This window comes from Leisingera sp. ABM4_103, assembly GCF_056158685.1.
In genome coordinates this window covers 1-13,253 of the sequence record NZ_JBSWTU010000009.1, presented here as the reverse complement: position 1 = coordinate 13,253, position 13,253 = coordinate 1, and the positions used below count along the sequence as shown (strand labels likewise).

Annotated in this window: 11 protein-coding genes and 1 pseudogene; 8 read left to right on the top strand and 4 right to left on the bottom strand. The window is 65.6% G+C overall.

Going from position 1 to position 13,253, the window contains the following annotated elements:
- Positions 1 to 5: 5 nt before the first annotated feature.
- Both ACXAED_RS24560 and ACXAED_RS24555 read right to left on the bottom strand, forming a co-directional pair.
- Positions 6 to 554 (bottom strand): TRAP transporter small permease, encoded by a 549-nt coding sequence (locus ACXAED_RS24560; RefSeq protein WP_475054380.1) that lies wholly within the window; start codon positions 552 to 554, stop codon positions 6 to 8.
- Between the two features lie 58 nt (positions 555 to 612).
- Positions 613 to 1,584, bottom strand: coding sequence for a TRAP transporter substrate-binding protein (locus tag ACXAED_RS24555; protein ID WP_475054378.1), 972 nt, complete (start codon positions 1,582 to 1,584; stop codon positions 613 to 615).
- Positions 1,585 to 1,790: 206 nt separating this feature from the next.
- On the opposite strand from ACXAED_RS24555, the gene ACXAED_RS24550 reads away from it, so the two are divergent.
- Positions 1,791 to 2,312, top strand: a complete 522-nt coding sequence (locus ACXAED_RS24550; protein ID WP_027234624.1) for a winged helix DNA-binding protein — start codon at positions 1,791 to 1,793, stop codon at positions 2,310 to 2,312.
- A 15-nt stretch (positions 2,313 to 2,327) separates the two neighbouring features.
- Here the strand turns inward: ACXAED_RS24550 and ACXAED_RS24545 are convergent, their stop codons facing one another.
- Complete coding sequence (locus ACXAED_RS24545; RefSeq protein WP_475054376.1) at positions 2,328 to 3,611, bottom strand: replication initiation protein; 1,284 nt, start codon at positions 3,609 to 3,611, stop codon at positions 2,328 to 2,330.
- Between the two features lie 590 nt (positions 3,612 to 4,201).
- Here ACXAED_RS24545 and ACXAED_RS24540 point away from each other — a divergent pair.
- Positions 4,202 to 5,626 carry an AAA family ATPase gene (locus ACXAED_RS24540; RefSeq protein ID WP_475054375.1) on the top strand — a complete coding sequence of 475 codons (1,425 nt, stop codon included), beginning with the start codon at positions 4,202 to 4,204 and terminating at the stop codon, positions 5,624 to 5,626.
- Positions 5,604 to 6,695 carry a ParB/RepB/Spo0J family partition protein gene (locus ACXAED_RS24535; RefSeq protein ID WP_475054374.1) on the top strand — a complete coding sequence of 364 codons (1,092 nt, stop codon included), beginning with the start codon at positions 5,604 to 5,606 and terminating at the stop codon, positions 6,693 to 6,695. The genes ACXAED_RS24540 and ACXAED_RS24535 overlap by 23 nt, the downstream gene beginning before the upstream one ends.
- Positions 6,696 to 6,878: 183 nt before the next feature.
- On the opposite strand, the gene qhpR is transcribed toward ACXAED_RS24535, so the two are convergent.
- Positions 6,879 to 7,934: an AraC-like transcriptional regulator QhpR gene (gene qhpR / locus ACXAED_RS24530; protein WP_475054371.1), complete on the bottom strand. Its 1,056-nt coding sequence runs from the start codon at positions 7,932 to 7,934 to the stop codon at positions 6,879 to 6,881.
- A 160-nt stretch (positions 7,935 to 8,094) separates the two neighbouring features.
- On the opposite strand from qhpR, the gene qhpG reads away from it, so the two are divergent.
- The 5 genes and pseudogenes from qhpG to ACXAED_RS24505 all read left to right on the top strand — a co-directional run.
- On the top strand, positions 8,095 to 9,453 hold the full coding sequence (gene qhpG, locus ACXAED_RS24525; RefSeq protein ID WP_475054370.1) for a flavin-dependent monooxygenase QhpG: 1,359 nt from the start codon (positions 8,095 to 8,097) through the stop codon (positions 9,451 to 9,453).
- Positions 9,429 to 10,952: a quinohemoprotein amine dehydrogenase subunit alpha gene (gene peaA, locus ACXAED_RS24520; protein ID WP_475054368.1), complete on the top strand. Its 1,524-nt coding sequence runs from the start codon at positions 9,429 to 9,431 to the stop codon at positions 10,950 to 10,952. Before qhpG ends, peaA begins: the two co-directional genes overlap by 25 nt.
- A gap of 16 nt (positions 10,953 to 10,968) precedes the next feature.
- Positions 10,969 to 12,393, top strand: a complete 1,425-nt coding sequence (gene peaB, locus ACXAED_RS24515; protein ID WP_475054367.1) for a quinohemoprotein amine dehydrogenase maturation protein — start codon at positions 10,969 to 10,971, stop codon at positions 12,391 to 12,393.
- Positions 12,390 to 12,713 (top strand): quinohemoprotein amine dehydrogenase subunit gamma, encoded by a 324-nt coding sequence (gene qhpC, locus ACXAED_RS24510; protein WP_019297900.1) that lies wholly within the window; start codon positions 12,390 to 12,392, stop codon positions 12,711 to 12,713. Before peaB ends, qhpC begins: the two co-directional genes overlap by 4 nt.
- Before the next feature lie 13 nt (positions 12,714 to 12,726).
- Positions 12,727 to 13,253 (top strand): annotated as a pseudogene (locus tag ACXAED_RS24505) (quinohemoprotein amine dehydrogenase subunit beta); the annotation flags it as partial.

Sequence of the window (13,253 nt, the reverse complement as noted above, 5' to 3'; positions counted from 1 at the left end):
ATCCCCTATTCGCTCAGAAGATTTTCGCCCTTGCCCTCCCAGGAGGGCAGCGCGCCGCGCAGCATGGAGATCAGCTCGTCCGCCAGCGCCAGGGTGAGGATCGCAAGGCCAAGCGCCACCGGCGCCTGCGGCAGCCACAGCGGCACCGACACCATGCCTGCGCTTCGGTCGCCGAACTCCAGCGATTCCAGCAGCAGCAGCCCCATGTACCAGGTGGCATAGCCGCTCATCGCCAGTGCCAGCAGGGTCACCCCCAGCTCCGCCGCCCGGTGGGCAGCCTTCGGCAAGCGGTTGGTCACCAGCGTCACCCGGATATGGCCGCCTGCGCGCAGCGCATAGGCCAGCGCCAGAAAAGTCGAAGCCGCCAGGAAAAAGCCGGTGAAATCCGCATAGGACGGGATCGTCAGGCCAACGCCGTTTCCGGTCAGCGCCACCGCGATCTTGTCAGCGAGGTTCAGGCACACCTGCGCAAAAACCAGCGCCACAATGGCCACGATAAACAGTGCTGCCAGCCCGCCGGCCGCACGGTAGATGAAATCAAGCACAACCCGCATGGCTGCTCCTCCTCCCCAGGAGACCGGACGCCGCCCGCGGCGTCCGGTCAAGGTCATGTTACTGCTGGTAGGCGTTCAGCAGGGTGGCGCCGGCCTCCCCGGCCTCGCCTTTCCAGTTTTCCAGCATCTCTGCGCCAATCGCGCGCAGGCCTTCCATCAGCTCTTCCGACGGCTCGGACACGGTGATGCCGTTTTCCTTCAGCACCTCGATCTGGCTGCTGGTCTCGGCCCGGCTCATCTCCCAGCCGCGCGCCTCGGCCTCAGCCGCAGCTTCCAGAATGGCGGTCTGGGTGGCTTCGTCCAGACGGCGGAACGCGCGCTTGTTCACCACCACGATGTTCTTCGGGATCCAGGCCTGGATGTCGGTGTAATGGGTCAGGAAATCCCACGCCTTGGAGTTCACGCCGGTGGAGGGCGAGGTGATCATCGCCTCGACCCGGCCGGTGCTGAAGGCCTGCGGAATGTCCGGCACCTCAACCTGCGTCGGCGCGGCGCCCGCCAGGTTGGCGAACTGCTCCAGCGTCGCGTTGTAGGTGCGGAACTTCAGCCCCGCCAGATCCTCGACACTGTTGATTTCCTTGGTGGTGTACAGCCCCTGCGGCGGCCACGGCACGGCGTACAGCGCCATCAGCCCCTGCTCGTCCAGCAGTCCGTCGATCACGTCCTTTTGCGCCGCCCACAGCCGTTCGGCCTCTTCATAGCTGGTCGCCAGGAACGGCAGCGAGTCGGCGCCAAACGCCGGGTTGTCATTGGCCAGCAGCGACAGGAAGAACTCGCCCGCAGGCACCTGGCCGCTGCGCACGGCCTTGCTGATTTCGGGGTGCTTGAACAGCGATCCGGCCGAATGGACCTTGATCTCCAGCCCGCCCTCGGTCGCCTCGGCAACGTCGCTGGCAAACTCTGCGATGTTCTTGGTGTGGAACGTGGCGTCCGGATAGGGCGTCGGCATGTCCCAGGTTGCAGCAAGGGCCGGCACCGACAGCCCGGCGATCAGAACGGCCGCGCCGCCCAGCATACGCGAAAATTGCATTTTTACCTCCCAATGCGAAACATTGCAATAATGTATCCATAACGCTGATAATTTGTCAACGTTTTGCCAAGATGCAACCTCCACCCCTGCCCCGCCCGGCAGCCGCCAACGCTCTGACAGCCTGCTTGATCTCCTTGATACTTTGCCCTTTTATGACCACATGCAGATAAAACGCCGGGGTTTTATCAACAAAGAAGGGGCAAAACATGGCCGAAAAGAAACCCGATTCCCGCCGAATCGTCTCCTCCCGCCACCTGGCAGAGGGCGAAGGCTGGGAGCTGTCGGAGCTGGAATTCGGCCTGATCATCGCCTCCAACGCCTTTTCCCGCTGGATGACCCGCTGCATGGCGGCGGCCGGCCAGCCGGATCTGAACCCGCTGGAAATCCTGATCCTCCACAACGTCAACCACCGCGGCAAGGACAAGCGCCTGTCCGACATCTGCTTCCTGCTCAACATCGAGGACAGCCACACGGTGAACTACGGGCTGCGCAAGCTGCTCAAGGCCGGGCTGCTGGCCTCGGAAAAGCGCGGCAAGGAAGTGTTCTACCGCACCTCCGCCGAGGGCGCGGAGCTGTGCTCGGCCTACCGCGACGTGCGCCGCCAATGCCTGCTCGACGGTCTCTCTGCCGCTGACCTGCCGGGCAAGGACCTGCGCGAGCTGGCCCGCAGCCTGCGGGCGCTGTCCGGGCACTACGACCAGGCCAGCCGCGCCGCCGCCTCGCTCTGATCCGGGTCCCCTGCCCTATCCGGCCAGTTCCTCGAACGCGCCGGGTATCAGCTCCTCCCAGAACTCCGCCATCTGGCTGGCCAGCAAGGCTGCGGCCCAGCCGCGGTTGCGGAATTCCTCGCGGTCGATCTCATCCTCCAGACGGCTCAGGAACAGCCGCTTGTCGGCATCCCGCTGGGTCGGCGAGCGCCCCGCCGCCAGATCGCGGATCCGCTCCAGCCGCTGCGCCCTCAGCGTGCGTTCCCGCGCCTTGGCCGCATCCTCTACCGCAGCCTTACGCGCCGCTTCAGCCTCCGCCGCCTTGCGCGCCTCAGCTGCCGCCAGCACCTCCGGGGAAACCTCTTTCACCGCCTCGGCAGGCGCGTCCTTATAATCGTCCCTCAGCGCCGCGCTCAGGTAACGCACCGGGCTGTCCACCCCCTTGCGCCCCTTCAGATAGCCGACCTTCTCGGCGACATAGTCCTCGCCATGCTCGGCAATCCACTGCCGCGCCAGCCGGTCGCTCACCCCCAGCTCCATCAGCTGGCCGTAAACCGCCCCCTGCCGCACCCCGGCGCCATCGTCGATATCCAGCATCGCCAGCTGCGGGTTCTCCTTGATCAGAAACCGCACCTCGGCCACCTGCCGCCCCATCTTCTTGAACTCCGGCGTCAGTAGAATGTTCGACGTCTTGTTCACCTCCGCAACTGCCGGCTTGATGATCTTGGCATTCAGGTGCTTGAAGCTCTCGTAATAGGCGCTGCCGTCCACCCCCATCAGGCGGCGGAACAGCGCAATGTCCCACCACCCGGTCGAGCCCGTCCGCACAAACCGGTAGCAATTCTCATACAGCGCCAGCGCATGGCCGCTGGTGAACCGCCGCTGGATGTTCAGATTGATCAGGGCAAAAACCTTGGGATCATGCAGCTTCTCCGCCAGCGCCGGGCTATAGGCGTATTCGCACACCCCGCCCTGCAGCTTGGCATAGGACAGCAGCGAGCTCACCCCCCACTCCTGCTTGCCGTTCTCATCCAGCATGTCCCATTCCGCCACCGTCTCCGCCAGGCTGCGCAGCGACTGCTTCAGGGTTTCCATATCGTTGGAGTTATAGCCCACCATCATGCACAGCGTCTGCGCATCGATCTGGTGCTTGGGCTTGGAGATCAGCGCGTCATAGGCGTTAAGCAACAGCACATTGGACAGCTTGCGCTGCAGCAGCGTCAGCTTGCCCGAGACATGGATCGCGGCGACATTCTTCTTGACCGACCCCCGGCGCAACGGCCCGGTCAGCTTGCTGTGCGGGATATCGTCTGGATCCATCGCCCTGCCCTCTTGCCCCTGGCGGCTTGACGCTCTTGCGGGGATTCTGCTCTGGACAGACTATGGCGCAAAAGGAACCCGCGCTCAATCCCGGCTTGGGGACCCGTTTACGGGAGAAGGCCATCCCGGAAACGGGTACCTTTAAAGCGGACCGGCCCCCGCAGGCCCCGGATAGCGCCCAAATCCCCCGGTTTCCGGCCGTTCCGGGCGCTCAAACCGCCCGATTTCGGGTCTCAGGGGCACGGGTACCCGTCCTCCCGCGAATCGGGACCCTTGCTCCCGCAGACAGGTACCCATGATCCTGCAAACCGGTTCCTTTGCTCCCGGATGCGGGTTCCCAAACAAGCTCAAGCCTATGAAATCAAAAGGATTACCAGACCTAAAGACTCTAAACTGAATCAAAAATTCACAACATTTCAACCTGTTTGTGCCATAGTATTTCTTGGGGAAAAGAGACATTTATTCCGCGGATTACGGACGGCAGCGGAAAACAGATGCGCTGCCAGATAATGATTCACTCTCTCCCACAGATGTGCGACAAAAACGGTGATAACACGCCAAACAGGCGATTTTACCGAGGCACACGAGACATGGCAAAGAAACCGGACACTCCCCTGCCCCCCTATTTCAACCTGGATCCGGAGGCGGCAGCGGCCAAGCTGGGCGAGCTGGTCGACACCGCCAGATTCGCCAAGGCCGCGGCGTTTGCAGGCCGGGGGCGCGATGATCTGGCCAAGCGCGGCTACGCGCCGGACGGCCGCAAGCGGCTGCGTAAATTCTCCACCTGGGAGATCACCCGCTACCTGATCCCCGTCGCCCCCGCGCACCTGCGCCGGGTCCTGAACAAGAACCCCGACCTGCCCCAGGGCGAGGGCGCCAGCGGCTCCAAATGGTTCACGCTGGAGGAGGTGCTGAAACTGCGCGACCATTTCGCGGAGGAAGGCATCTCCACCAAGGAATACCGCCCCTACCGCCCCGAAGGCCTGCCCGCCAAGGTGGTCGCGGTCGCCAACTTCAAGGGCGGCGTCGGCAAGACCTCGACCGCCGCGCATCTGGCGATGTCCGCCGCGCTCGACGGCTACAAGGTGCTGGTGGTGGACCTCGACAGCCAGGGCTCGATGACCTCGATCCTGGGCGGCCAGGTGGCCGACGAATGGCAGACCGTCTTCCCCCTGCTCGCCCGCGATTATGCCGAGGCGGTGGAGGCCGAGAACAAGGTCCGCGCCGCCGCTGGCTCAGACCCGATCCCGCTGGATGAGACTCTGACCGAGGCGCGGGAGGTTTCGCTGCGAAACGTGGTCCAGAAAACCCACTGGCCTAACATCGACCTGATCGGCGCCCAGCTGAACCTCTACTGGGCCGAGTTCCAGATCCCGGTCTGGCGCATGGGCCTGCGCAACTGGGCGCTGTGGGACGCGCTGACCAACGCGCTGGACCAGGGCGGCGCGCTGGACGGCTACGACATCATCCTGCTGGATACCCCCCCTGCCCTTGGCTACCTCACCATCAACGCGCTGGCCGCCGCCGACATTCTGATGGTGCCCCTGGGCGCGTCGTTCCTGGAGTTCAACTCGACGGGGCGTTTCTTCGACATGCTCTATTCCACCTTCGCCTCCATCGAGGATGGCGAGAACGCCGCCCGCCGCCGCGCCGGGCTGCCGGAGATGAAGTTCGAATGGGACGTGGTGCGCGCCCTAATCACCCGTTTTGACGCCAGCCAGCAGACCGATCTGGCCAATGTGATTCAGGCCTATTTCGGCGACATGATGAACGCCTACCGCCAGGATTACACCGCCCTGGTCGGCCAGGCCGGCGAAAGCGTATCCGGCATCTACGAGGCGGATTACCGAAACTTCAACCGCGAGACCTACACCCGCGGCCGCGAGGTGTTCGACCGCACCTATGCGGAATTCAAGGAGCTTCTGATCGGCAGCTGGTGGCGCGATCAGCAGATGGAGCAGGCAGAACAGAGCAACGAAGAGGACAGAGCAGATGGCACGCCGCAGACAGCTTGAGACCCCCTCGCCCGAGGCGCTGAAAGAAATCGAAGCCGGCATCGACCGCGACCTGGCCCGCAGCCCCGGGCTGCGGCCGCCGATTGCCGATGTGGTGGCCGACGCCGCCCGCCATGCCGACCCCCTGCCCCAGGCAGGCCGTGAGGCCGCGGCCCGCGACCGCGCCGATGCCGAGCGGCTTCGCGCGGCGGAAGAAAAGGGGCTGGTGGCGGTGGAGCTGCCGATCACCGACATCACCGCCGAGGCGCTGAACCGCGACCGCATCGTCATGGACGAAGACGAGATGCAGGAACTGATGAGCTCGATCTCCGTCAACGGCCTGCGCCTGCCCATTGAGGTGTTCGAGCCGCAGAACCACGAGGACGCGGGGAAATACGCGCTGGTATCCGGCTACCGCCGCCTGACCGCGATCCGCCGCCTCAATGCGCTCAGCGGTGGAGACCGGTTCCAGACCATCCCCGCCTTCATCCGCGCCCCCGGCAGCATCGCCGATGCGCTGGTGGCGATGATCGAGGAAAACGAGGTTCGCTCCGGCCTCAGCCAGTACGAGCGGGGCCGCGCTGCTGCCTCCGCGGTGCATGACGGCGTGTTCCCCACCGTTGACGAGGCGGTGGCGGTGCTGTTCCAGACTGCCTCCAAGGCCAAGCGCTCCAAGATCCGCTCATTCGCCCTGATCCACGAGGAGCTGGGCGATATGCTGGCCTACGCTACCGGCCTCAACGAACGCCAGTGCCTGCGGCTTGCGGGCGCCTTGCGGGCCGGGCTGGCGGAACCTCTCCGCACCGCGCTGGAACAGGCCGGCGGGCGCTCAGCCGCGGAGGAATGGGATGCCATGCTGCCGCTGATCGAACAAGCTGAAGGCGCGCCGCAGGATCCCAGCCGCGGCGGCCGCCCGAAGGCCGCGCAAAAGATCGAACGCGCGCGCAAAACCCGGGTGGCCCGGGGCATCACCATCGAGCGTGAGCTCGGCCCCAGCGGTTATGCCATCCGCTTTTCCGGCAGCGAAGTGACCGCGGAACTGGTCGACGCGGTGATGGACAACGTGCGCCATCTGCTGGAAAACGGCTGAGCGGGCAGGGCGCTTGCCCCTGGTTTCGCAGCGAAACCCAATGCCGCTCGCCCAACAACCTGCACTCTTGGAACGCATGAAATTCCTTCTAAGGGTTGTGACCGCACCGGCAGGTTTCGCTGCGAAACCTCTCCGTGCGGGCTCGGGCCGGGGGGAGCGCGACCCTCTCAACGGCGCAGCCGGTCAGTTGGCGGCTGAGACCGGTTTCCGGACCGTAGCCCCGGAGCTGTCTGAACAGGACTGCTTGCGGAACTGGCTGGGGGTCGCGCCCTCGTGCTGGCGGAAGGCGCGCTCGAAAGCGGAGACTTCGGAATAGCCCAGCCGCTCCGAGATATCGTGCAGCTGCGCGCCCGGGGCCAGCAGCATGCGCTTGGCGATCTCCATCCGGCAGCCTGCAAGCAGGCGGGAAAACTTCTGCCCCTCATCCTCCAGCCGCCGCCGCAAGGTGCGGCGCGACATGCCCAGGGCGGCTGCGATGGCCGTCTGCTCAAATCCTTCGCGGCCGATCCGCATCAACAGCTCGCGGCGCACCCGCACGGTGACTGGTGCATCGCGTTCGCTCTGACGGGCGGTGCGGACAATCGACTGCGAGGCGGTCTTGAACGCCGGGTTTTCGCCGCCCGCCAGAGGCAGTTCCAGCAGGCCCGCGGAAAACACCAGCGTGTTCGAGGGCGCCGCATACTGCACCGGGCAGCGCGGCCCGGCGGCGCTGCGGCTGTGCAGCGCGCTTGATTCGTGCTCCAGGGACAGCAGCTCGGGTCGCCAGTCCGGGCCGGTCGCAGAGCGGATCAGGCTGTGGAACACCGACAGTGTCAGCTCCGCGTCCTGTTGCCGCGGCCAGATGCGGGTGTCGAGGATCCGGTAGGTCAGCCGAGCCTTGTCCCCATCGATCGTCAATCTCAGTTCCGAGTCGCTTTGCACCATCGGAAAGGCATTGCGGAACAGCGCCAGGGCGGCCCCGAGCGTCGGCGCCTGCATGATGTATTCCCCAAGCGTTCCAAGGTTTTGCAGATTAAAGACCGATCCGACCCGCCAGCCGAAATCAGGGAGGCCGAGCTGGTCGGAGGCGTGCTCGCAGAAGTCCACAAACTTCTTCAGGCCGATCTCGCCCTCCAGGTCCTGCGGGCTGATCCCGGCGTTGCGGGAAATCGTGGCGGCATCGCCATTCATGAACTCAACGGCCCGCAGCGGGTCGTTCAAAGTGGAGGCGGAAATCCGGGGCTGATAGGTGTGTGGCATCGCGCAGTTCCTCAGGATTGCGCCAGAATACCGCAAAAATCCGCTATTCCAGAAAAATTGCCGTATGCAGCGCTCAAGCGGCCGATTCTGTCCGGAAATGTCGGGTTGTTGTCCGGATGTGTCCGCCACACGGCACCGCCCGGCAGGGCAGCCTAGGCAAATGGCACCTCAAACAGGCACCTTTGATATTGCGATTGCAGGCGGCGGCCCGGCCGGGTCGGTGGCGGCGGTTCTGCTGGCGCGGGCCGGGTTCAGCGTGGCGCTGGCCACCCTGCCGCCGCGTGGCCCCCGGTATGAGGGGATGTCCGCCCGCGTCGCCGCGATCCTGGCGCGGCATGGGCTGCCGCTGGCCGGGATCGGCCCTGCGGCACAGCGCCATGTCAGCTGGGGCGCGTTCCAGGGCGGGCAGAACAGCGAGCATCTGGCCGACCGCCGTGCCTTTGATACCGGGCTGCTGGAGGCGGCGCGGAGCGAGGGTGTCAGCCTTGTTTTTGCGGCAGTGGCCAGCGTGCGGCCCGAGGCCGGTGAAATCCGGCTGGTCGGTGGCCGGTGCCTTTCCGCCCGGCTGCTGTTCGAGGCCCGAGGCCGCCGCGCGCCGCGCCAGAGTTCGAAATTGCACCGCGCTGAGCTGGTAGGGCCGGACACGATTTCCGTTGCCGGGTTTGTGCCGCCGCAGGCGGGAGACATGGAAACGCCGCGGATCGAGGCCCGGCCCGATGGCTGGATCTGGTCGGTGCCGGTGGACCGGGACCGGCTGTGGCTGCAGGCGGTGGGCGCTGCGTCCTCGCTGGGGCAGTCAGGTGGCAAAACGGCTGTGGCAGCGCTGTGGAGCGCTGTGGCGGGAGAGACCCCGCTGCCCCGCCGCTCCGTTGTTCATGCAATTGCGCCGCGGCTGGCGGCACTGGATCTGGACCCGCGCTGCCCGCGGCTGGGTGATGCGGCGGTGGCGCTGGACCCCCTGTCGGGGCACGGGATGTTCTGGGCGGTGTCCTCGGCGCTGATGGCGGTGCCCATCGCGCGGGCGCTGCTGGCCGGAGAGGCGGACTTGGCGCGCGATTTCTACCGTAACCGGGTGGCTGAGACGTTTTGGCGCCAGGCCCGGGTGGGCCGGGACTTCTACCGCGAGGCGGGGTTTGAAACGCCCTTCTGGCAGCAGCGCGCTGCCTGGCCGGATGAGGCCCCGGCGCATGACACGGACATTCGCCCGCACACCGCGATGCGGGTGGTGGTGCAGGACGGGTATCTGGTGCGGCGCGAGGTGCTGATCACCCGCGATGCCCCGGGCGGCGCGGCTTTTACCGCCGGGCAGGAGATCGTGCCGCTGCTGCGCCGCCTGAACGGCCAGCCCCTGCCGGACGCGGCCCGCTTTCACAGCGCAATTCTGCCAGAGGCCCCGCCGCAGGTGGCGCGGGCGATCCACCAATGGCTTTTGTCACAAGGGTTTACCGAGGGGGCGCAGATCCCCTGGGATACTGCAAACAGGGAGACTGATCCATGCAACTACGACCCCGCGGCCTGACGGCTGCACTTCTGATATCCGCGGCGGGCGCGGTGCCGGCACTGGCCAGCGAGGACCTGCTGAAAAACACCTGCTCAAGCTGCCACACGGCGGAGGAGGGCGGTCTGAGCCGGATCAGCGGCCAGCGCAAAAGCCCCGAGGGCTGGATGATGACCATCGTCCGGATGCAGCAGGCGCATGGTCTGGACATCAGCGCCGGGGACCGCCGCGCCATCGTTCAGCACCTGGCGGATACCCAAGGTTTGGCGCCGTCCGAGGCTGCGCCGTTCCGCTATGCGCTGGAGAAGGACCCGAACGCGCAGGAGAGCTTTGACGAGCCCTTCGCCTCGATGTGCGCGCGCTGCCATACCGGCGCGCGGGCGCTGCTGCAGAACCGCACGGCAGAGGAATGGGAGCTGCACATGGATTTCCATGTCGGCCATTTCCCGACCATCGAATACCAGGCGCTTGGCCGCGACCGGGAGTGGTACAAGATCGCCCGGACCGAGATTGCAGGCTATCTGGCGGAGCAGAACCCGCTGGAAACGGCTGCCTGGACGGACTGGCAGGCGGCGGAGAAACAGCCGGTGGCGGGCGATTGGGTGGTGATGACCGACCTGCCCGGCATCGGCGAGGCCTATGGCAAGCTGACGGTGACGGGCGATGCCTCGCCCTATCAGGTCAGCGGCGCGTTCGTGACGGCGGATGGCACCGCGCATCCGGCGTCGGGGCAGATGAACCTGTACACGGGCTATGAATGGCGCGCCAATCTGGACATTGGCAGCACCGCCTACCGCCAGGTGCTGGCGCTGTCGGAGGATGGCAACAGCCTGCAGGGCCGCCAGTTCGACCGCAGCAACGACGCCCTGGGCGCGCCGTTGAGCGGTGTGCGGGACGGGGCTGGCAGCGTCATCCTGGGCACCGTTCCCTCTGCCGTCCCGGCAGGGGAGGGGCAGGTGCAGGTGGTTGGCACCGGGCTGGACGGCCTGGACAGCTCTGCCGGTGAGGCGGCTGCGAACACCTATGGTGCGGCGCTGTCGCTGGCGGCTGAGGGCAATGGTGTTGTCACCTTCAGCGCGGGCGGGGCAGAGGGGCAGATCGCCCATTACACCTCGCTCGACAGCCTGAAGGTGGAGCCGGAGTTCACCATCGCCCGCGTCGGCGGCGGCAGTGAGGAAGGCCCGGCGGCGGTGCCTGCCTATTTCAACGCGGTGGGCATGTGGAACGGGCCGGACGGCGAGGCCGGGACCGAGGATGATGTGCGCATCGGACGGGTTGAGGCGCAATGGACCGTGGCCAACGCGCATGAGCACGCAGCGCACATGAAAGACACTGAATTTGCAGGGGAAATGCAGGCCAACGGTATCTTTATGCCCGCCATTGCCGGCCCAAATCCCGAGCGCCCATTTAGCGCTAACAACGCGGGTGAGCTGACGGTGCAGGCCGAGGCGATGGGCCAGCAGGCGGAGGCGATGCTGATCGTCACCGTGCAGCGCTTCATTGACCCGCCGATCCGCTGAGAAAGGGGGAGAGATCATGAAAGACTTTCACTATCAGCCGGCCAATGCGCACCGGGTTGAGGTCGAGGGGCGGGAGGTTCTGTTCCATGTGCCCACCACCTCGATCTTCGAGATGGACAGGGTGGACCGGGATATTCTCGACTATGCGGCGCAGGAGCAGGCGTTCTCCATGGACGAGTTCGAAGCGCGGTTTGCGGCCAAGGACGCGGCGGCGCGGCTCGACGGGCTGGTGCGGCTGGATATCGTCAATGACGGCCGCCCGCTGCAGCCGGAACGGCCGCCGATCGAGATCGAGACCTTTCCGCTGACTACCATCGTTCTGAACGTCAACACCGGCTGCAACCTGGCCTGCTCCTATTGCTACAAGGAGGATCTGGCAGTGCCGTCCAAGGGGCAGAAGATGGCCTTTGACACCGCGCGGAAGTCGGCGGAGATGCTGCTGGCGGAGAACCCGGACCGGGACAGCTACAACATCGTGTTCTTCGGCGGCGAGCCGCTGTCGAACCTGCCCTTGATCCGGCAGGTGGTGGACTGGGCCGAGCCGCATTTCGCCGCCCTTGGCAAGGCGGTGAACTTCAGCCTCACCACCAACGCGACGCTGCTGACCGAGCCGCTGATCGGCTGGCTGGACGACCATCGCTTTGGCCTGACGGTCTCCATCGACGGGCCCAAGGCGCAGCATGACCTGAACCGCAAGACCGTGGGCGGCAAGGGCACCTATGACACCGTGGCCGCCAAGGCGCGGCTGCTGCTGTCGCGGTATAAGTCCAAGCCGGTGGGCGCCCGTGTCACCCTGACGGCGGGGGTCACCAATATTGTCGAGATCTGGGACCATCTGATCAACGATATCGGCTTTGCCGAGGTGGGCTTCTCGCCGGTTACTTCGGGAGACATGGATGCCTTCAACCTCAACGGTGCCGAGCTGCTGGAGGTGTTCGAGGGGATGAAATCCCTTGGCAGGCTCTATTTCGAGGCGGCGCTGGAGGGCCGCAACATCGGCTTTTCCAACATGCATCAGATGATGAGCGACCTTTACGAGGGGCGCTCCAAGGCGCTGCCCTGCGGGGCCGGGGTGGGGATGCTGGCGGTCAATCACGACGGCGCGCTGAACCTGTGCCACCGGTTCACCGGCTCGGAAATGGACCAGTTCGGCACCGTCGATGAGGGCATCAAGCGCAAGGAGCTGTCGGGGTTCATCAAAGCGCGGTCGGACCGCACCGAGAAGGGCTGCGCCACCTGCCGGATCCGCAACCTGTGCGCGGGCGGCTGCTACCACGAGAGCTATGCCCATTTCAGCGACCCGATGATGCCGACCTATCACTACTGCGACCTGATGCGCGACTGGATCGACTTTGGCGTGGCCGCCTATGCCCGGCTGATCGCCCAGGCGCCGCAGTTCTTTCACCACCATGTTGCGCCGAGGAGGGCGTTTGGAAAATGAAACCGCTCAATCAGAAAGCCGAACGCGTTCAGCAGGCCGCGGCCGAAGGCCAGATGGACGAGGTCCGCGCGATGCAGACCGTGACCGCCGGATGCGCCACCACATTCGACCCGGGCTGGGAGGTCGATCCCTTTGGCGGGCTTGCCGCCCTGTGCCAGCCGATGGAGGCGGACCTTTACGGCTGCTCCGACCCCTGCTGGTGGCCCGCGCAGGTGCCCGACATCATGGTCAACCACCCGAACTGGGACGAGGGCGCGCCCAATGCCGCCAAGGACTGGCGGGCGCTCGGCGCCACCTATCCCACCGACGCCGAAACCTGAGGAGACCTGCATCATGAAATCCGCGCTTTTTGCTGCTGCCGCGTTTTGCGCTTCAGCCCTGCCGCTGGCCGCTGGCGACCTTCTGGTGACGGTGGCCCGGCCCTCCAACCTCTATGTCTTTGATGCCGAGGACCGCTCGGTCAAGGCCGACTGCGACCTGGGGGCGAATGTGACGCCCGGCGTCATTGCCATGTCGCCGGACAACCGTATCGCCTATGTGCTGCTGAACCATTGGCAGGATGTGGTCGGCGTCGATATCGGGACCTGCGAGAGGGTCTTTCACGCCGCCCAGTCCGAGGGTGATGTGACCCGCCGCTCGCTGGCATCGCTGGCGGTGTCCAAGGACGGCAGCCAGATCTACACGGTGCGCAATCCTGTGCGTAAGAAAACCGACCGCTATGAAGTAATGCAGCCGGAATTTGCCGTCTATGACGCGAGCGCCGGGCTGGAGGCAAAACCGTCCGCCACCTATGAGGCGCCGCGCCGCTCCACCCTGATGGCGAGCGACCGCAACGGGCAGGTCTATGTGGCCGGGCATGA